The organism is Fundidesulfovibrio agrisoli (assembly GCF_022808715.1).
Classification (GTDB): domain Bacteria; phylum Desulfobacterota; class Desulfovibrionia; order Desulfovibrionales; family Desulfovibrionaceae; genus Fundidesulfovibrio; species Fundidesulfovibrio agrisoli.
Genome location: NZ_JAKZKX010000002.1, coordinates 80,732 through 100,245, shown reverse-complemented (window position 1 = coordinate 100,245; position 19,514 = coordinate 80,732). Strand labels below are relative to the sequence as shown.

Below are 19,514 nucleotides of genomic sequence, written 5' to 3'. Positions count from 1 at the left end.
GGCGGGGAGCCTGTACACAGCCTATACTACTTCGCGGCCTTGAGCCCGGCCAGCACCTTTTCGGGCAGGGCGGGCAGCTTGGTGATGCGCACGCCGCAGGCGTTGTAGATGGCGTTGATGACCGCCGCGTGCGGGCAGGTCAGGGGCAGCTCGCCCGAGCCGGACGCGCCGTGGGGGCCGAACTCGCGCGGGGTCTCCACGTACATGAGCTCGATGTCGTCCGGGATCTGCAGGGCGTAGGGGAAGCCCGCGCCCACCAGGGTGGAGTGTTTCTTGATGTCCTCGAAGTCCTCGGTGAGGGCCAAGCCGATGCCCTGGGCGATGCCGCCGTACATCTGGCCGTCCACCACGAGCTTGTTGGCCAGGGTGCCCAGGTCCGCCACGAGGGTCATCTTCTCCACGGTCACCTTGCCGGTGGCCACTTCAACGGCCACTTCGGACATGAACAGGCCGTACATGTAGCAGCTGAAGGGGTTGCCCACGCCGTTGGTGTCGCAGTGGGTGGCCGGGGCGGTCCACTGCCCGGTGTACTTGGTGGGGATCTTCTCGGCCACCATTTCGTCGTAGGTGCGGTATGTCTTGTCGGCCTTGCGCATCCCGGCCATGAGCAGCTCGCAGCCCGCCACGATGGCCTTGCCCACCATGACCTGGGAGCGGCTGCCGCCCGCCGGGCCGGAGTTGGGGGCCACGCTGGTGTCGTTCATCACCAGCCTGATCTGCTCGGGCTTCACGCCCATGGGGCGCAGGGCCTCGTGGGCGGTGGCCAGGGTGCCCATGTCCGCGCCCTGGCCGTGGTCTTCCCAGGTGTTGAAGATGGTGATGGTGTTGTCGGGGTTGAGCTCCACGTAAGCTTCGGAGGCGTCGGGGCCGTCCAGGCCCGCGCCGTACACGCCAAGGGAGACGCCCACGCCGCGCTTGATCGCGGCGGTGGAGTCCTTCCTGGCCTTGGCTTTGGCCGCCTCGTACTTGGGGCGCAGCTTGTCGATCATCTCGGGCAGGCTGTAGACCTCGGGGTCCTGGCCGTTGGGGGTGGTGTCGCCCTTGCGGTAGCAGTTGAGGTAGCGCAGCTCCAGGGGGTCCATGCCGAGCTTTTCGGACAGCTCGTCCATGAGCACTTCGGAGGCGAACTCGCTCTGCGGGGAGCCGTAGCCCCGGAAGGCCGAGCCCCAGGCGTGGTTGGTGCACACGGTGCGGCCCTCGCCCCGGATGCTCGGGATGGAGTAGCCAGCGCCGATGAACTGCGCGCCGCGCAGGGTGAGCAGGTCGCCGAACTCGGAGTAGGGGCCGTGGTCGACGGACCAGTCGGTCTCCATGCCCAGGAGCTTGCCGCTCTTGTCAGCGGCCATGCGCACGTTCATGAAGAACGGGGAGCGCTTGCCGGTGTAGGTCTGCTGCTGGTGGTAGTCGTAGCAGAGGAACACCGGGCGGCCGGTGGCCAGCGCGGCCACGCCCACCAGGGCTTCCATGGTCGGGCTGAACTTGTAGCCGAAGGTGCCGCCCGCCGGGTTCTGGATCATCACCAGCTTGTCGGCTTCCACGCCCAGGCCCGGGGCGATCATGTACAGGTGCAGGTGCAGGCCGATGGACTTGGAGTGGATCACCAGCTTGCCCTCGTCGTTGACGTAGGCGAAGCCGACGTCCGGCTCGATGGGCAGGTGGGGCTGGCGGCCCACGTAGAAGTCGTCCTCCACCACCACGGGGGCGGAGGCGAACACGGGCTTGGTGTCCGGGCCTTTGACGATCTTCTGCTCGAAGTAGACGTTGGGGGTGCCGGGGTGGATCTCGATGGCGTCGTCTGCCATGGCCGCCGGGGCGCTCATGTAGGCGGGCAGCTCCTCGAGGTCGACCTTCACCTTGGCGGCGGCCGCCTTGGCCTGGGCCTCGGTGTCCGCGCAGACGATGGCGATGGCGTCGCCGTACTGGAAGACCTTCTCGTCGCAGAGGATGGGGCGGTCCCAGCCGTCGCCCTTGTTGGTGGGGAAGGTGATGAGGCCGGTGATGCGGTTCTTGCCCTTGACGTCCTTGTGGGTGAGCACGCTGTGCACGCCGGGCATCTTCAGGGCTTCGGAGGTGTCGATGCCCTTGATGTTGGCGTGGGACACGGTGGCCTGCACCAGGGCCAGCTTCAGGGTGCCGCAGGGCATCTTCACGCCCAGGTCCGCGCCGTAGTCGCAGGTGCCGGTGACCTTGGCCTCGGCGGAGGGGCGGGGATAGTTGGTGCCCCAGATGCGGCCGTCCTTGGGCAGCTTGAAGGCCAGGTCGCTCATCTTCAGCTTGCCCTGGAGCACCTTGGCGGCGTCCATCACGGCGTCCACCAGGGGCTTGTAGCCGGTGCAGCGGCAGGCGTTGCGGTTCTTCTGGAACCACTCGCGCACTTCCTCGCGGGTGGGGTCGGCGTTGGCGTCGAGCAGGGCCTTGGCGGAGACGATGAAGCCGGGGGAGCAGAAACCGCACTGCGCCGCGCCGTGCACCATCCAGGCGAGTTGCAGCGGGTGCAGGTTGCCGGGCTGGCCCAGGCCTTCGATGGTGTAGATGTTGGCCCCGTCGGCCACGCGCTTCATCTTGGTCACGCAGGAGCGCGTAAGCTTGCCGCTGACGATCACGTTGCAGGCGCCGCACTGGCCTTCGCCGCAACCGACCTTGGTGCCGGTGAGCTTGAGCTGCTTGCGCAGCACGTTGGCCAGGGTCTCTTCCTGGTCCACCACCACGGTCTGGGGTTTGCCGTTGATAATCAGGCTCCGCTTGATCATTCCCTGCCTCCTTCTCGCATGGGTTGAGGTCGTGTGTCGCGTATGGCCCGGGTGCGCTCCAGCGTCCCGGGATCAGTGGCCTTTTCCGAACGGACAGATGGGATAGCGGCACTCGGGGCAGGCCATGCACAGCCCGCCGTGGCCCAGCGCCGCGATGTCGCGCTTTTCGATGGTGTCGCCAGCCAGGAGCCGGGGCACGATCAGGTCGAAGATGCTGGCCTTGTGGTACATGACGCACCCGGGCAGCCCGAGCACGGGCACCTTGCCGATGCTGGCCAGCAGGAACATGGCCCCGGGCAGCACCGGTGCCCCGTAGCCCACCACCTTGCCCCCGGCCTCGCGGATGGAGGAGGGCGTCTGGTCGTCGGGGTCCACGGACATGCCGCCCGTGACCACGATCATCTCCGCCCCCTGGGACAGCAGCTCGCGGATGGCGTTCACGCACATGGGGATCTCGTCATTGACGATGATCTGGCGGAACACATCGCTGCCCAGGGCCTCGAACTTGCGGCGCACCACGGGGCCGAAGCCGTCCTGGATGCGCCCGGTGAACACCTCGCTGCCGGTGGTCACCATGCCCACCCGCGTGGGCCGGAAGGGCTTCACCTCCACCAGCGGCGGGCCTTCGAGCACCAGCTCGGCGCGGCTCAACTTCTCCTCCTCGATGACCAGGGGCACCACGCGGGTTCCGGCCACGGGCTGGCCCGCGCGCACCTGCTGGTTGGAGTGGGCCGTGGCGAAAACGATGTCCGGGATGGTGTTGAGGGTGGTCAGGCGCTCCGCGTCCACCTTGAGCAGGCCGTCGTGGGCCGCCCGCAGCGTCACCTTGCCCTCCGAAGGGGAGGAGAGCGTGATGCCGCGCCCCTTGGCGCAGTGCGCCAGGCGAAGGGCCGCGTCGTCCTCGTGGACCATGCCCAGGCTCAGGTCGAAGACGTAGATGTGCTCCTTGCCAACGGTGAGCAGGCCCGGGATGTCCTCCCGGGTGATGACGTGGCCCTTGCGGTAGGCCGGACCTTTGGACTGACCCGGCACTATGCGGGTGATGTCGTGCCCCAGGACCGTGCCCACGGCCTCCCGGACGGGGATGGCCTTCATGCCTTTCATCATGGTCATGGACGTTCTCCTTGGAGTTGGGCGGATGCCGCCAGGCCCACACGCCGCACGTCAGGGCCCCGCCCGGTATCCGGCCGAGCGGTTATTGACCCCGAAAGTGTGTCATTTTCGACATATATCAAAATTGGCATATATAGGGGCATGGCTTTAGTCCGATGTGAAGTCAAGAATTTAAAAATCATTCCTTTGTGGTTTGGAATTTACAGCGGAAGCACGGAAAACAAAAAATAAACCTGGATCGAGGATGGGGTACGAAAGAGATTCATGCCGACTCTGTTTCCTGGTTTATGAGAGATATACCATTGGGGTATGAAGTTCCATCGCATGGATGGATTCACCTCTTCATCCGCCGCACCATCAAACAAGTGCATATATGTTAAAAATAACATGCAAGCGCTCTCACATAAAAAGAGCAAGAACCGGGCCGCATATAAAATTCTTTAATTCAAGTGTGTTGGCCGCAGGTGCCCTGCGATCGGGTCTGAAAACAGGGTCATAAGTCCCTGTAAAGTGGGAAATGGTGACCGGCAGCAGGCCGTATGCCTGCATTTGCCATTTAATTATGAGGTGTTGCGCAAGGAGAGAAATAATGAACCAGCGGAAAGCTGTGAATGGGTCAAAAGGGGACAGCCGTTGCTGACGGGGCTGGCGGCACAATTATCGATATGGAAACGGTGCCGTTGGCGTGTCGCCTTGACGTTATGGTTCCATTGAGAAGGAACCCGACCGCGGGGGCATGGGCTCTTGGCGGAGGGGAGATATGGAAGGATGGTTCGGATAGCTTCGCGTGGAGCGTAAAGAGCCGACAGGTTGAGTCCGGCCACGGGGGGCTATTTGTAGGGTCGCGCTCAGGATGTAGTTTCCAAAAAAGATCAGGGCCTTGCGGAAGGATCCGTAAGGCCCTGTTTCTTTTGGTGGAGGCGATGAGGATCGAACTCACGACCTCAGCATTGCGAACGCTGCGCTCTCCCAGCTGAGCTACGCCCCCGTGCGAGGCAGCGTAGTTAAGCGTTTTTGCGTGGGCGGTCAAGAGGCGGCGTGATTCAATATGGTTTCCACCCGGGCGGCGTAGATGTGCCGGGCGGCGATATGCTCCCGCCAGGCCGCGCGAAGGGTCTCGCCTGCCGATTCCAGGCGGCGCAGGGCCTGGGGGATTTCTGCGGGCGTGCGGAAGACGATCTCCCGCGTGAGCTCGGCGGGGAAGATGTCCAGCCCAGGTGCGGCGTCCGAGAGCAGGAGCCCGCCCGAGGCCCACACGTCGAAGTGCCGCTGGGTCAGGCCGCGCGGCAACAGGGGGCTGGTGGCCCCGACGACGCAGCGGCAGGAGGCGTACATCCCGGCCAGGGGGCCGTAGTAGTCCACGGGCGGCAGCAGCTCGAAGGCGGCCCTGGCCAACTCCGGCCAGCGCTCGTCGCCACAGACGGAAAGAGGGCCGGCCGCTGCCGCGCCCTCGATCACGGCGGCGCGCCAGGCCTGGCCGCACAGCTCCGCGCCCAGCCCGGCCAGCCGGGCCTGCCTGCCGGGCCAGAGGGTTTCGCAGCCCAGGCGCTCAAGCCACCAGGCGTAGTCGGGCCGCTGGCCCCGGCGCAGCATGGCCAGGGCTTCATCCAAGAGCGCTTGCGGCGGGCGCAGGCCCGCGAAGAAGTCGTCCCGCCCGGGAAAGCCGCTGCGGCCCACGAAGAGCAGCTTGTTCTCTAGGTGTGGGGCATCGGGCTTCGCGTCGAAGAAGGACTGGCAGGCGGCCAAGGGCAGATGGTACGCGTGATTTGCTCCGTGTCGGCGCAGGGGCTCCAGAAACCAGCTGTCGGTGACGAAGATATGGATGTCCCGCCAGAACACGCCCTTCAGGCGGCTCAGGGCGTGGAAGGGGTTGTCCACGCACCAGACGGCCACGGGCACCCCGGCGCGTCTGAGCAGGTGGAAGTCGAAGCCAAGCTCATCCAGGCCGTCGAAATTGACGCTCAGGAACAGGGAAGGGCTCTCCCGGCGCAGCACGGCCGCCAATTCCCCGGGCTGTACCTCCAGGATGCGGAAGCCCCGCGCCTTGAAGGCCAGTATCAGTTCGCGGCGCAGCAGCCGCCCGGAGGAGGCGGGCATGAGCACCGTGGGCTTCGGTGATGCGGCGGCGGGCGAGGGCAGGCGCAGCCGGGCCAGCAGCGGACCCCAGAACCCCGGGAACAGGCGCAGGCCGGACGTCGATAGTGAGATATTGCCGCCGGGCGAGGAGGGCAGCCCCTCCAGGCGCGTCCAGTGCGGCGGGATGGCGGCCCGCCAATCCGGCCCGGCCTGGGCCTCGAAGTCCGGGCATTCGATCCAGGCCACGCGCGCCCCGGCGGGCAGTTCGTCAGCCAGGGCGGCCGGGTCCGGCCCGAGCCCGAGCAGCAGCCAGTCCGGCGAGTCGGCGCCGGCGAGAAGCTCCCGCGCGGTGCCGGGCGTTTTCAGCTGGCCCAGTTCGTCCGTCAGGCGCAGGCGCCGGGGAGGGCTTGGCATGTGTTGGGAGCCTTGCTACAGGTTCTTCTTTCGGGGAGGCCCATGAAAAAAGTTCAAGACCACTACTTCAAGCGAGCCAAGCAGGAAAACTATCCCGCGCGCTCCGTGTACAAGCTCCAGGAGATGGACAGCAACTTCAAGCTGCTGCGCCCTGGGCAGAAAGTGCTGGACCTGGGGGCCACCCCCGGCTCCTGGACGCTCTACGCCGCCAAGAAGGTGGGACCTTCGGGCCGGGTGATCGCGGTGGATTTGAACCCCACCGAGACCGCCTTCCCGGAGAACGTCACTTTTCTGGTGGCCGACGCCCTTGAGCCCGGCCCAGAGTTCAAGGCCCTGCTGGACTCCGTGAAGCCCTTCGACCTGGTCATAAGCGACATGGCCCCCAAAACCACGGGGCAGCGCATAACGGACCAGGCCCGCTCCCTGGAGCTGGTGGAGCAGGCCCTTGCATTGGCCGGGACTTGCCTGATACACGGCGGCCACTTCGTCGCCAAGATATTCATGGGGCCTGACGTCAAGGCCTTCACCGACTCCATGCGCGGCAGCTTCGAAAAGGTCAAGACCGCCAAACCCAAAAGCTCCCGCTCGGAGAGCTTCGAACAGTTCATCGTGGGCCTCGGTTTCCGGGGCCTTCCAGACATAGCCGGAGGATAGAATGGCTGGGCATTCGAAATGGAAGAACATCCAGGTGCGCAAGGGCGCCCAGGACGCCAAGAAGGGCAAGGTTTTCACCAAGGTCACCAAGGAGCTCATGCTGGCGGCCAAGGCGGGCGGGGGCGACCCCAACATCAACGCGCGCCTGCGCTCCGCCATCGCGGCGGCAAAGGCCGTGAACCTGCCCAAGGACAAGATCGAGCAGGCCATCAAGAAGGGCACCGGCGAACTGGCGGGCGGCAACCTGGACGAGATCACCTATGAGGGCTACGGCCCGGGCGGCGCGGCCATCCTGGTCGAGGCCGCCACGGACAACCGCAACCGCACCGTGGCCGACGTGCGCTCCATCATGAGCAAGAACGGCGGCAGCCTGGGCGAGGCCGGAAGCGTGGGCTGGATGTTCGACAAGAAGGGCGTCATCGAGCTGGATAAGGCCAAGTACGCCGAGGACCAGGTCATGGAGGCCGCCCTGGAGGCCGGCGCCGAGGACGTCTCCGGCGACGGCGAGAACTGGGAGGTCACCACGGCCCCCGAGAGCCTGTACGCCGTGCGCCAGGCCCTGGAGTACGCCGGGATGGAGCTCCTCTCCGCGGAGCTGACCATGGTCCCCAAGAACACCGTGGCCGTGGACGCCGAGACCGGGCGCAAGCTGCTCAAGCTCCTGGACGCCCTGGAAGATTACGACGACGTGCAGAAGACCCACGCCAACTTCGACCTGCCCGAAGAACTCCTGGCGGAGATGGGCTAGTGGCCGCGTGGCCTCGCTGACCGTTCTCGGGCTGGACCCCGGCTCGCGCTTCACGGGCTGGGGCGTGGTCCGGGAGGAGTCCGGCGTGCTCACCCTGGTGGACGCCGGGGTGCTCCGGGTGCAGTCGCTGGGCGACATGGACCTGCGCCTGGGGGCCATCTACAAGGGCGTGGCCGAGCTGGTGGCCCGGCTCTCGCCCCAGGAGGCCGCCATGGAGGACGTGTTCGTCTCGCGCAATCCGTCCTCCGCGCTCAAGCTGGGCCAGGCGCGCGGCGCGGCCATGGCCGGGTGCTCCGTGGCCGGGCTGCGGGTGCACGCCTACGAGCCCTCGGTGGTCAAGAAGAGCCTGGTGGGAGTGGGCCGGGCCGAGAAATCGCAGGTGGCCTTCATGGTGGCCCAGGTGCTCTCATGCCGAAAGGATATGCCCGCCGACGCCACGGACGCTTTGGCCGTGGCCGTGTGCCATCTCAACCAGAGGCGCTTCAGGCGCCTCTCCGGGGAGCCATGATAGCCTACCTGCGCGGCGAGCTGCTGGAGAAGACGGACAAGGGCTGCCTGATCCTCACGTCGTCGGGCGTGGGCTACGAGCTGACCGTCTCCACGGGCACGGCGGCCAACCTGCCGGGCAAGGGCGGGCAGGTGTCGCTCTTCGTGCACGCCCAGACCGGAGAGGACGGAACGCGCCTCTTCGGCTTCGACACCAGCGAAGACAGAAGGGTCTTCCGGGCCATGATCGAGATCCCCAAGCTCGGGCCCAAGACCGCGCTCTCCATGCTCTCCTGCTTTTCCGTGCACGAGCTGGCCTCCATCGCCGCCCGGGAGGACGCCACGGCCCTCTCCCAGGTGCCGGGCATCGGCAAGAAGAGCGCCCAGCGCATGATTTTGGAGCTGAAATACGCCTTGGCGGACTTCTCCTCCGCCGTGTCCATCCCCTCGGGCAAGGCCCCGGCCGGGTCCGTGTACCGCGACGCCCTGGCGGCGCTGACGAATCTGGGATATGCGGAGGCCGAGGCGGGCCAGATGCTGCGCGAGGTCCTGGAGGCCGAGCCGGACCTGGACGTGGCCCAGGCCATCCGCACGAGCCTCAAGAAAATCGCGGCCATGAAAGCATGAGCACACCCCCACAAGATAATCGCGGCGACGACACCATCCGCCCCAGACGGCTCGCCGACTTCATCGGGCAGGACGACCTGCGCGCCAACCTGCAGGTCTACCTCTCCAGCGCGGCGGAGCGCGGCAAGGCCCTGGACCACACCCTGTTCTACGGCCCTCCGGGCCTGGGCAAGACCACCCTGGCCCAGATCATGGCCTCGGAGCTGGGCGTGAACCTCATCACCACCTCCGGCCCGGTGCTGGAGCGCGGGGGCGACCTGGCGGCCATCCTGACCAACCTGGGCCGCCACGACGTGCTCTTCATCGACGAGATCCACCGCATGCCCCCGGCCGTGGAGGAGATCCTCTACCCGGCCATGGAAGACTTCAAGCTGGACCTCATCATCGGCCAGGGTCCGGGCGCGCGCACCGTGAAGATCGAGCTGGAGCCCTTCACCCTGGTGGGGGCCACCACCCGCCTGGGCCTGCTCACCTCGCCCCTGCGGGACCGTTTCGGGGTCATCTTCCGGCTGGATTTCTACACCCCCAGGGAGCTTTCCACCATCGTCACCCGCGCGGCGGGCATCATCGGGGTCACGCTCACCCCGGAGGCCGCCCTGGAGATCGGCAAACGCTCGCGCGGCACCCCGCGCATCGCGGGCAGGCTGCTCAGGCGCGTGCGGGACTTCGCGGTGGTGCAGTCCTGCCCGGTGGTGGACAAGGAGCTGGCCCGCCAGGCCCTGGGCCGCATGGACGTGGACGACCACGGCCTGGACCAGATGGACCGCAAGATCCTGGGTTGCCTCATCGAGCAGTTCGGCGGCGGCCCCGTGGGCGTGAAGACCCTGGCCGTGGCCTGCTCCGAGGAAGTGCGCACCATCGAGGACATCTACGAGCCCTACCTGATCCAGTGCGGGCTGATAAAGCGCACCCCGCGCGGGCGCGTGGCCACGGCCAAGGCCCACCAGCACCTCAAAACCAATTTCCTGGGTTGACCTACATGCCTGCCAAATCCCTGGACGTCACGCTCCTGGCCCACACCCCCGAACCTCTTTCCGTAATCTACGCGGCCTTCCGCCAGTGCTACCACGCCGGTTTCGTGGGCGACATGTGGCCCAGGCTCATGGCCGGGGAGATCAGCCGCGAGCAGCAGGCCGAGTTCGTGGACAAGGTGGTGCTCTCGGGCCACGTGAGCCCGGTGGAGCACGTGAGCTTCACCTTCGCCATCGAAGGCGTGTCCCGCGCCCTGACCCATCAGTTGGTGCGCCACCGCATCGCCAGCTACTCCCAGCAGTCCCAGCGCTACGTGGACGCCTCCAACTTCGATTACATCCTGCCCCCTGCCATCGCGGCCATCCCCGAGGCCAAGGCCCGCTTCGAGGCCTTCATGGGCGAGGTAGGCAGCGCCTACCGCGACCTGAAGGACATGCTCGAGTCCGCCGGGAAGGGCGCGAAAGCCAAGGAGGACGCCCGCTTCGTGCTGCCCCAGGCCGCCGAAACGCGCATCGTGGCCACCCTGAACTGCCGGTCGCTGTTCAACTTCTTCGAGCACCGCTGCTGCCGTCGCGCCCAGTGGGAGATCCGCGCCCTGGCCGACAAGATGCTCACCCTCTGCCGCTACGTGCTGCCCGAAGTGTTCCGCACCGCCGGGGCCAAGTGCGAGAAGCTGGGCTATTGCCCCGAGGGCGAGAAGTTCTGCTGCGGCAAGTACCCCACCGACCCCAAGGCCGCGAGGCTTTAGTGTGGTGTCCTCGAAATTCGTCTTTATGACCTGGTAAGGCAACACGCCAAAACCATTGGTTATAATTTGAAAAACATATTCATGTTTTTCAAAATTGCGACGTTAGCCTCAGCGGTCCCGCTCGCGTAGCACGGCGGGCATCCAGCGGCGCAGGGAATTGACCAGATAGAGCCGCTTCGCCCCGCGCACGTCCTCCGCGTGCAGAACGCGCTCCCGTACTCGCCCCGAGGCCAGCAGCCGCTCCCGGAACACGCCCCCGAGCAGCCCGCATTCCACCGGCGGTGTCCAGAGACGCTGGCCGTCGTCCAGCACCACGTTGGCGCGCGTGCTTTCCGTCAGTTCGCCCCGCTCGTTGAAGAGCAGCATGTCCCAGGCGTCCGTCACGCCGCGCAGGGCTGCATCGTACATGTACCGGTCAGTGGTCTTGTGGAAGAGGCGTACATCCGCGCTGTTCACTGGCGTCGGGCAGAAGCCCAGCGTGACCGTCGCCGGGGTGGGGTCCAGGTGGTGGACTTCGACCGTCGTATCCCCGTTGCGCCCGTACAGCAGCCTCACCCGCCAGGAACCCGACGGATGCCCGGCGACGGCTCCTCGCAGTTCCGTCAGCACGGCCTCCCGCCTGAAGGCGAAGCCGAAGTGCCGCGCACTGCGGGCCAGCCGGTCCAAGTGCCCGCGCAGGTAGGCCAGGCGGCCGTTTTCCAGCAGCAGCGTCTCCAGCAGGGTGACCTCCGGGCTCGGCTCGGTGAGGAAGCGGGCCTTGTGCAGGCACTCCCCGTATTCGCCCTCCGGGGTTGAATCGAAGGTGACGCCGCTGCCCACGTGGAACACGGCCTTGCCGCGCTCCCGGTCCAACTGCACGGTGCGGATGGGGACGTTGAACACCGCGTCGCCCCCCGGCCCCACATAGCCAAGCGCCCCGCAATAGACGCCGCGCGGGTGCGGCTCCAACTCGCCGATGAGGCCCATTGTGCGCAGTTTGGGCGCGCCCGTGACCGAGCCGCAGGGGAACAGCGCGCCGAAGATGTCCGCCAGGCCCGTACCGGGCTTGAGGCGCGCGCGCACGCTGGAGGTCATCTGCAGCACCGTGGGGTATTCGCTCACCTGGAACAGCCGTTCCACCTTCACCCCGCCCGGCACGGCGATCCTGCCCAGGTCGCTGCGCAGCAGATCCACGATCATCACGTTCTCGGCCCTGTTCTTGGGGCAGGCGGCCAGGCGGCGCATGGCTTCCACGGTCTCCTGGCGAAAGCGGCCCTTGGGGGCGGTGCCTTTCATGGGTCGCGTCAGGATGGCGCGGCCTTTGCGCCGGAAAAACAGCTCGGGCGAGAAGCTCAGAAGCGCGAAACGGCCCATGTCCACGTATGCGGACCAGGGAGCGCCCTGGGCCCTGCCCGCCGCCTGGAACCAGGAGAGGGCGTCGCCCTGGAAGTCGGCCTCCAGCGGAAAGGTGTAGTTGACCTGATATGTCTCGCCTTGGCGGATGTATTCGCGGATGCGGCCGATGTTGTCGGCGTACTCATCCGGGTCGATGGCCGCCCGCCATGGGCCGATATTCCAGGGCGTGTCGCTCCGGGACAAGGCCGGGTCCGCTTCCGGCAATCGCGCGGGGCGGGGGTAGATGGCGGCCCAGAGAAGGGGCAGAGGAGCGGTGTCTCTGACGGGAAAGGCTGGATTGAAGGCGCTGGCCGCCTCGTAGGCCAGGGCCAGCACTGCCCATGCGCCTCCCTCCGTGGCCGCCTGGACGCGCTCGATGCCTGACAGCACGCCCGCAGCGTCGTGCGCGGCGATGACCTCCCGGGGCGAATCGAAGGCCATGGACCAGCCGCCCCAGGGCGAGAAGCTGCGGAAGACGGCCAGCCCGGGGCGCGCCGGCGATTCCGTGGTGTCGGCTGGGAACATGCGGCGGACCATGCCGAATGCAAGCGTGGTTGTACAGCCCGCCGCCTTTCAGATCCCGGGCAGGCGCGGGCGGTCCTCTTCAGGCTCCCACCGGCCCAGCATGGATGGCGAGGCCGGGTCGTGAGCGGCGCGGTTGCGCCGGGCCAGGGCGAAATCCCGCGTGGCGTAGCAGTAGGCGCAGCCCGCCTGGCAGGCGTCGTACATGCCGATGTCGCGGCTGGGGGCGCAGCGGCAGGCCGGGCGCTGGCTGGCGTCCTTGCCCGTAGTCGCATCAACTCCGAACAATCGCTTGATGAGGGCCGCGTCGATGCAGGCCCCCGGAACGAACCCCAGCTCATCCAGCCCGGCCTCGTCCGCGCAGGAGGCGGGCTCCATGCCGACAGCGCGCGCCATTGCCGCCATATCATTGAACATCGCGCCCAAGGCATCCTCATCAGGGGCGAGCATGTCCACCCCTGCCGCCGCCAGCCTGCGCCGCGCCTTGCGATAGGGCTCCATCAGGCTCACCGTGACCCGCCGGGTGCATCCTTCCAGCTTCCGGCAGAGGGCCTCGAACATGCGCAGGTGGTAGTCCGGTCCGGCCGAGGCGCAGAGCAATATGGGGTCGTAGCGCCAGAGCACGCGATCCGGGCCGATTTCGCCCGCCAGCCGCCGGAAGGCTTCGATGCGCTCGGCCAGGGGTAGCATGCCAGGGTGGATGGAGGCGGGGTACTCCAGCAGGGTGAACTGGAAGACGCTTGGCAGGCCCAGCCGGTCCAACTCCGCCAGATGCGGGATCATGGGCCTGGGGTCGCGCGTCCAGAAGACCACGGCCTCCACGTCCCGGGCGGCCAGGCTCACCCGGCTCACCTGGCGGGCGTTGAAGGGGTTGGGCACGGCGCACCACCCGGCCCGCGCCCGCTCCAGGAACCACGCGGCGTAGTGCGCGGGCAGATCGGCGCGCCGGGTGGCGCTGACGATCACTGCAGGCGCACCGGCAGCCGCCCAGGCATGGGGGAGGCCCCGGCCAGGGCGCGGGAGAGGGCCTCGATGGAGACGGGCACGTCGCCGTAGGTGGCCAGGCTGGTGGGCGCGGCCGGGAAAAGGCCCGCGTCGTAAGGCCCGCCCAGGGAGACGTGGATCACGTTCTGGGGTTTCATGGCCAGCATGGTGCGCACCAGGTTCTGCTGGGCCTGGTTGCGCGTGGCGTCGTAGGTGAACACCACCACCTTGTCCATTCCCGCCGCGGCGTCGGCGGCTTCCCGCAGCTCCTGGGCCGATGGCTCGCGCGATGTGCGCATGAGCGCGGCCCCCTTGGGCAACGTGAGCGAGGCCACGGGGTCGAAGGCGTTGCGTTCCGGCCAGAGCACCAGTGCCTTGTCGGAGGGCTTGAGCGGCAACATGCGGGTGCGGTCGCGCAGCAGGGTGATGCTGTCCTGCGCGATCTCCAGGGCGGCCTGCCGGTCCTCCGGGAGGCCCACCTGGAAGGCCACGGCGGCGCTGGTGTCCCCGATGGAGGCGGCCTGGAGGATGCCGTAGCGTTGCTTCACGGCCAGGATGCGGCCCACGGCCTGGTCGATGCGGGCCTGGGGCAGCTCGCCGGAGCGGGCGGCGGCCAGCAGGGCCTCGTAGGCCTCGATCTGCTGCTGCGGCTCGTGTCCGATGTCCGCCCCGAAGAGCAGCACGTCCGCCCCGGCCTTGGCCGCCAGCACGGCGGCCCGCACGGTGCCCACGCCCTTGGAGAGCGCGCCCATGCCCAGCGAATCCGTGACGATGAGCCCCTCGAAGCGCATCTGACGCCGCAGCACGCCCTCCAGCACCGGCTGGGAGAGGGTCGCGGGCGTGTCCGGGCGCGGGTCCAGCGCGGGGACCTCCACGTGGGCGGTCATCACCGCCGGGGCCTTGGCCGCGAAGGCCGCGGCGAAGGGGGCGAAGTCCACTCGCTCCAGGGTCCGCTTGTCGTGGCCGCTCAGGGGCAGGCCCAGGTGGGAGTCCACGGAGGTGTCGCCGTGGCCGGGGAAGTGCTTGGGCGTGCAGATCATCCGGGCCTGCGCGTAGGCCTCCACCGTGGCCGCCGTGAGCCTGGAGACGATGTTGGGGTCAGAGCCGAAGGAGCGGATGCCGATGATGGGGTTGGCCGGGTTGGAGTTGACGTCAGCCACTGGAGAGAAGGTGGTGTTGATGCCCAGGGCGGTGAGCTCCTTGGCCATGATCCGCGCGGCGGTGCGGGCGTGCTCGCGGTTGCCCGTGGCCGCGATGGCCATCTGGCTGGGGAGGACCGTCACGCCTTCGCGCAGGCGCACCACCGGGCCGCCTTCCTGGTCGATGCCAACGAACAGGCCGACGCCCGTGGGGGTTTTGGCGGCGTCCGCCTGGAGCGCGGCGTTCAACGCGGCCACCTGCTGCACGTTCTCCACGTTGCCCCAGGAGGAATAGAGGATCACCCCGCCCAGCCCGCGTTGCCGGATCATCTCGGATATTTCGGGAGACAGGCCCGGCCCCTTGAAGGCCACCAGCATCATCTGGCCGATCTTCTGCTCCAGGCTCATGGAGGCGAGCAGGGCGTCGGGGGACGGTTCGGCCGCGCGGGCCGGAGCGGGTGAGAGCGGGCCTACGAGCAGGGCAAGCGCGAACAGGGCGATAGGATAGAGTTTCATGCGGACTCCCTCTGTGCGCGACACTACACGATGCCGGGCGGGAACGGAATACGCACCGCGCATGTGGGGCAGCTCAGGCCAGGGAAGGCGGGCGGCGAGGGGAGCCCGGCCGAAGCGCCGCAACGCAAAAAAAGGGGCGCGCCTTGCGGCGCGCCCCGTGAAGGCGATGTTGGCATCCGGGGCTAGAAGCCCAGGTTGTAGGTGTCGATGAAGGCGTTGATGCGCTTGTGCTCGGCGTCGATGCGGGCGCGCAGTTCCTTCTTGTACTGGGCCAAGTCCAGCTTCTTGGTGGCCACGCCGGTGTCCATGGCGGCCTTGGCCACGGCGGGGGCTTCCCATTCCAGCAGGCGGAAGTCCAGGGCCTTGGGGATCACGTAGTCGATGCCGAAGGTCACGTCCTTCTGGCCGTACATGGCCAGGATCTCGGCGGGCACGGGCTCCTTGGCCAGGGCGGCGATGGAGCGGGCGGCGGCCAGCTTCATTTCCTCGTTGATCTTGCGGGAGCCGGCGTCCAGCGCGCCGCGGAAGATGAACGGGAAGCCGGAGACGTTGTTGACCTGGTTGGGGAAGTCCGAACGGCCGGTGCCCATGATGGCGTCGGGGCGCACGCCCTTGGCGTCGGCGTAGGGGATCTCGGGGTCGGGGTTGGCCATGGCGAAGATGATGGGGTTCTTGCCCATGCTCTTGACCATCTCAGGCTTGACCATGCCCTTGACCGAAAGGCCCAGGAACACGTCGGCGCCTTCCATGGCTTCGGCCAGGGAGGCGAAGTTCTTCTTCTGCTTCTCCGCGAAGTACTGCTTGGTGGGGTGCAGATCTTTGCGGGTGGTGTTGAGGTGGCCCTTGGAGTCGAACATCGCGATGTTCTCGCGCTGCACGCCCAGCTTCTCGTAGAACTTGGAGCAGGCGATGGCCGAGGCGCCCGCGCCGGAGACGACCACGCGCAGGTCTTCGATGTTCTTGCCGGCGATCTCGGCGGCGTTCAGGATGCCCGCGCCGGAGATGATGGCGGTGCCGTGCTGGTCGTCATGGAAGACGGGGATCTCGAGCTCCTCGATGAGGCGCTGTTCGATCTCGAAGCACTCGGGGGCCTTGATGTCCTCGAGGTTGATGCCGCCGAAGGTGGGCTCAAGCATCTTGCAGCAGGAGATGACTTCGTCGGCGGTCTTGGCGTTGATGTTGATGTCGTAGACGTCGATGTCCGCGAACATCTTGAAGAGAACGCCCTTGCCTTCCATGACCGGCTTGCCGGCCTTGGGGCCGATGTTGCCCAGGCCCAACACCGCGGTGCCGTTGGAGACCACCGCCACCAGGTTGGCGCGGTTGGTGTACTCCCAGACCTTCTCCGGATCGTGGTAGATCGCCATGCACGCCTCGGCGACGCCGGGGGAGTAGGCCATGGACAGATCTTTCTGGTTGCGGCAGGGTTTGACGGGGACGACTTCAACCTTGCCGCGGCGACCGGCGGAGTGGTAGAGAAGTGCTTCCTCTTTGGTGAACAAAGCCATCAGCGACCTCCAAAAAGCGGCTCATGCGTTAAGGAACGGGCGAGTTGGCGAACGGGCGCAAAATAGGTGAGTCCCGGCCACATTGCAACTTCTTTCATAAAGCTGAACTTTTCTTCACATACCCCGAACCACCATGCGCACCCTCGTCATCAACCTGACGCGCTTCGGCGACCTGCTCCAGACGCAGCCCGTGATTGCAGGCTTCAAGCAGGCCGGTGACGTCACAGGTGTCATGTGCTTGCAGAACTTCCGGCAGGCCACGGGGCTCCTGCGCCATGTGGACGCCGTGTACGACGTGCCGGGCGCGAGCCTGCTGGCCGCCCTGGACCAGGACTGGCCTCAGGCCCTGGGCGGCTGCCTGGCCTGGATGGACGCAGTCCGGCGGGATTTCGCCCCGCAGCGCGTTGTGAACCTGACGCCCTCGCTGCCCTCCCGGCTCATCGCCCGGGCCATGAACGCCGATGAAATCCTGGGCTTCGGCCTGGACGAACTGGGCTTCGGCACCTACTCCACGCCCTGGGCCGCCTTCCTGGAGGCCTCCGCCCTGCACAGGGGCTCCAGCCCCTTCAACGTGGTGGACCTCTTCCGGCGCGCCGCCCACCTGGAGAGCGCGGGCGGGCGCTTCGAGCTGGCCGCCCCTGACCCGGCCGATGCGGCGCACGTGGCCGGGCTGATCGCCGCCCAGGCGGGAGTGGAGCACGCGGGGCTCCTGGGGCTGCAACTGGGGGCCAGCGCGCCCAAGCGCCAGTGGCCCGCGGCCAGCTTCGCGGAGGTGGCCTCGGCCGTCTGGCGGGAACACCGCCTGCTGCCGGTGCTGCTGGGCTCCAAGGAAGACAAGCCCCTGGCCGAAGCCTTCGCCGCCGCCACGGACGTCCCCCACGCCAGCCTGGTGGGCCAGACCAGTCTGCCGCAGCTTGCCGCCGCTGTCTCCGGCCTGCGCCTGCTGCTCAGCAACGATACGGGCACCCTGCACTTGGCCGCCGGGCTGGGCGTGCCGGTGCTGGGCATCTTCCTCTCCACGGCGCAGCCTATCGACACGGGGCCCTACCGCCCCGGCTCCTGCTCGCTGGAGCCCGACATGGCCTGCCACCCGTGCTCCTTCTCGCATGAGTGCGCCCAGTCCTGGGCATGCCACGGCGAGGTCACCCCGGCGGCGGTGCTCCACTTCCTGGGCGCATACCTGCGCGGCGGCGCTTGGCCCGAGGCCCGGGGGCTCGGGGTGCGGGCCTGGGAGACCGTTCTGGACGAACACGGCTACCTGGACCTTCGCTCCCTCAGCGGGCACGGCGAAGGCGAGCGCGCCGCCTGGAACCGCGTGCAGCGCACCTTCTGGCGGCAGTTTCTTGACGCCGCGCCCGTGGAGCCGGCCCCGGGCGAAGCCGGATGCCTGCCCGAATCGCTGAAGGCGTCCCTGCGCCCCGTGCTGGAGCAGGCCGGGGGGCTGCTGGCCGTGCTCATCCAGCAGGCCCGGGTGCTTGGGGCCGTGCCGCGTCCGGCCATGCGCACCAAATTCATGGCCACATGGCAGCGCCTGGAGACGGTGTTCGCCTCCCACCCCTTGCTGCTGCCGCTCTCCCACCTCTGGCTGCGCCTCTCCCAGGAGGGGGCCACGGGCCTGGGACACATCCAGGATTTCGCCGCCCGCACCGCCTCCCTGGTGGCCGCGCTGTCCGCCGTCGTCTCCCCCCGCTCCTGAAGTGCCCGTTGGCATGCTCCTTGTATGTGGTCCGGTGCAGGAATTTTTTTCCACACCGTCACATCCTTGAGGAGGGAGAGACATGATCGCCGTGGACGGCCGGGAAACCGGATTGAACATCCAGGACTTCGAGAACCTGGAGCAGATTCTCGTCAAAGTGATGGAAGACAAGCAGTATGAAGGCCGCATCGTCACCGACGTGCTGGTCAACAGCGAACCTTTCTCCGAAATTTACCCCCACCAGGCCGAGGATGTGGAAGCGTCGGACATCGAGTCCGTCGAGCTCATCACCGTGGCCACCACCGAGATGGCCGTGAACATCACGCGCGAGCTCTACAAGGTCATCACCCTCATGGACCACGGCGCGCGCCGCGTTGCGGACCTGTTCCGCAAGGCCGACGACGGCGAGGCCCTCGAGGTCTACCAGGACCTCATGGACGTCACCCGCGACTTCCTGGGCATGGTGGGCGTGCTGCGCGACGAGTTCAGCCTGAAGCGCTCCCGCCAGTTCAACGAGGCCGCCGACGACCTCTCCGGACTGTTCTCGGAGATGCTCGAAGTCATCGAAAGCGAGGACTGGATCCTCCTTGCGGACCTGCTGGAGTACGAGTTCACTCCCGCCGTCGAAAGGTGGAAGAAGATCGTCGCCCAGCTGCGCGAGGACATCAAGGACGTCGCCCGCGCGGCGTAACCAAAGGCGGCATCGCTATGAAGGACGAGATCGACATCCTCGATCAGGCCCTTGAAACCGGACGCCTGGAACTCGGCCAGCTCTGCGAAGGCGAAGTCGAGGAGGCGGAGCGCCTGGCCCATGAGCGGTTCTCCCTCATGGAGGAGGCCTGGCGCATGCGCGACCCGAAGCGCATCGGCGAACTCAAGGAGAAGCTGCTCCAGCTCCAAAGCCTTCAGGGGCAGATAACCTCGGAAGCCCGCAGGCTTCACGAGGCCATCAAGCGCGACCTGCTGAAGGCCAAGCAGGAGAACCAGCGGCTGACGGGATATCGCTCGTCGCTTCGCGTCTCTCCTCTCGGCAGCAGGTTCGTTGACAAGGTCGGCTGATTCGCACCGCGCGGGCCGGACGCCGCTCCGGCCCGCGCTTTCACCCCTCGCTTCCAGTTCGCGGCGGGCTTGCGAAGCTCCGCCGTCCTTACTCGCGTATCCCCTTTCGCTTGAGCATGTCCCCGCCA

Annotated in this window: 16 protein-coding genes and 1 tRNA gene; 9 read left to right on the top strand and 8 right to left on the bottom strand. The window is 67.2% G+C overall.

Features of this window, described 5'->3' with window-relative positions:
• Positions 1-26: 26 nt before the first annotated feature.
• The 4 genes from MLE27_RS01875 to MLE27_RS01860 form a co-directional block, all read right to left on the bottom strand.
• On the bottom strand, positions 27-2,750 hold the full coding sequence (locus MLE27_RS01875) for a molybdopterin-dependent aldehyde oxidoreductase (protein ID WP_243310182.1): 2,724 nt from the start codon (positions 2,748-2,750) through the stop codon (positions 27-29).
• A 72-nt stretch (positions 2,751-2,822) separates the two neighbouring features.
• Complete coding sequence (locus MLE27_RS01870; RefSeq protein WP_243310352.1) at positions 2,823-3,845, bottom strand: molybdopterin-binding protein; 1,023 nt, start codon at positions 3,843-3,845, stop codon at positions 2,823-2,825.
• 930 nt (positions 3,846-4,775) lie between these two features.
• A tRNA-Ala gene (locus MLE27_RS01865) sits at positions 4,776-4,851 on the bottom strand.
• 38 nt (positions 4,852-4,889) lie between these two features.
• Positions 4,890-6,353, bottom strand: a complete 1,464-nt coding sequence (locus tag MLE27_RS01860) for a glycosyltransferase family protein (RefSeq protein WP_243310181.1) — start codon at positions 6,351-6,353, stop codon at positions 4,890-4,892.
• Positions 6,354-6,395: 42 nt separating this feature from the next.
• Between MLE27_RS01860 and MLE27_RS01855 the strand changes: the two genes are divergently transcribed.
• The 6 genes from MLE27_RS01855 to thyX are packed head-to-tail and all read left to right on the top strand — an operon-like array spanning position 6,396 to position 10,588.
• On the top strand, positions 6,396-7,007 hold the full coding sequence (locus MLE27_RS01855) for an RlmE family RNA methyltransferase (RefSeq protein WP_243310180.1): 612 nt from the start codon (positions 6,396-6,398) through the stop codon (positions 7,005-7,007).
• 1 nt (position 7,008) lies between these two features.
• Positions 7,009-7,755: a YebC/PmpR family DNA-binding transcriptional regulator gene (locus tag MLE27_RS01850; protein ID WP_243310179.1), complete on the top strand. Its 747-nt coding sequence runs from the start codon at positions 7,009-7,011 to the stop codon at positions 7,753-7,755.
• 7 nt (positions 7,756-7,762) lie between these two features.
• Positions 7,763-8,263 (top strand): crossover junction endodeoxyribonuclease RuvC, encoded by a 501-nt coding sequence (gene ruvC, locus MLE27_RS01845; protein ID WP_243310178.1) that lies wholly within the window; start codon positions 7,763-7,765, stop codon positions 8,261-8,263.
• Positions 8,260-8,868 (top strand): Holliday junction branch migration protein RuvA, encoded by a 609-nt coding sequence (ruvA, locus tag MLE27_RS01840; RefSeq protein ID WP_243310177.1) that lies wholly within the window; start codon positions 8,260-8,262, stop codon positions 8,866-8,868. Before ruvC ends, ruvA begins: the two co-directional genes overlap by 4 nt.
• Positions 8,865-9,842, top strand: coding sequence for a Holliday junction branch migration DNA helicase RuvB (ruvB, locus tag MLE27_RS01835; RefSeq protein WP_243310176.1), 978 nt, complete (start codon positions 8,865-8,867; stop codon positions 9,840-9,842). The genes ruvA and ruvB overlap by 4 nt, the downstream gene beginning before the upstream one ends.
• Positions 9,843-9,847: 5 nt before the next feature.
• On the top strand, positions 9,848-10,588 hold the full coding sequence (gene thyX / locus MLE27_RS01830; RefSeq protein WP_243310175.1) for an FAD-dependent thymidylate synthase: 741 nt from the start codon (positions 9,848-9,850) through the stop codon (positions 10,586-10,588).
• A gap of 108 nt (positions 10,589-10,696) precedes the next feature.
• Here the strand turns inward: thyX and pabB are convergent, their stop codons facing one another.
• From pabB to MLE27_RS01810, 4 genes are all read right to left on the bottom strand, one after another.
• Entirely contained in the window at positions 10,697-12,487 is a 1,791-nt protein-coding gene (gene pabB / locus MLE27_RS01825) for an aminodeoxychorismate synthase component I (protein WP_243310174.1), read from the bottom strand.
• 48 nt (positions 12,488-12,535) lie between these two features.
• The gene (locus tag MLE27_RS01820; protein ID WP_243310173.1) at positions 12,536-13,450 is read right to left on the bottom strand and encodes a DUF1848 domain-containing protein; all 915 of its coding nucleotides are present in this window, start codon (positions 13,448-13,450) and stop codon (positions 12,536-12,538) included.
• Positions 13,447-15,123, bottom strand: a complete 1,677-nt coding sequence (locus MLE27_RS01815; RefSeq protein WP_243310172.1) for a glycoside hydrolase family 3 protein — start codon at positions 15,121-15,123, stop codon at positions 13,447-13,449. Before MLE27_RS01815 ends, MLE27_RS01820 begins: the two co-directional genes overlap by 4 nt.
• Positions 15,124-15,305: 182 nt before the next feature.
• The gene (locus tag MLE27_RS01810) at positions 15,306-16,631 is read right to left on the bottom strand and encodes a malic enzyme-like NAD(P)-binding protein (RefSeq protein WP_243310170.1); all 1,326 of its coding nucleotides are present in this window, start codon (positions 16,629-16,631) and stop codon (positions 15,306-15,308) included.
• A 133-nt stretch (positions 16,632-16,764) separates the two neighbouring features.
• Between MLE27_RS01810 and MLE27_RS01805 the strand changes: the two genes are divergently transcribed.
• The 3 genes from MLE27_RS01805 to MLE27_RS01795 all read left to right on the top strand — a co-directional run bounded on the left by MLE27_RS01805 (position 16,765) and on the right by MLE27_RS01795 (position 19,386).
• Entirely contained in the window at positions 16,765-18,327 is a 1,563-nt protein-coding gene (locus tag MLE27_RS01805) for a glycosyltransferase family 9 protein (RefSeq protein WP_243310167.1), read from the top strand.
• An 82-nt stretch (positions 18,328-18,409) separates the two neighbouring features.
• Positions 18,410-19,018, top strand: coding sequence for a DUF8043 domain-containing protein (locus MLE27_RS01800; protein ID WP_243310166.1), 609 nt, complete (start codon positions 18,410-18,412; stop codon positions 19,016-19,018).
• Positions 19,019-19,035: 17 nt separating this feature from the next.
• The gene (locus tag MLE27_RS01795; protein ID WP_243310165.1) at positions 19,036-19,386 is read left to right on the top strand and encodes a hypothetical protein; all 351 of its coding nucleotides are present in this window, start codon (positions 19,036-19,038) and stop codon (positions 19,384-19,386) included.
• Positions 19,387-19,514 lie beyond the last annotated feature (128 nt).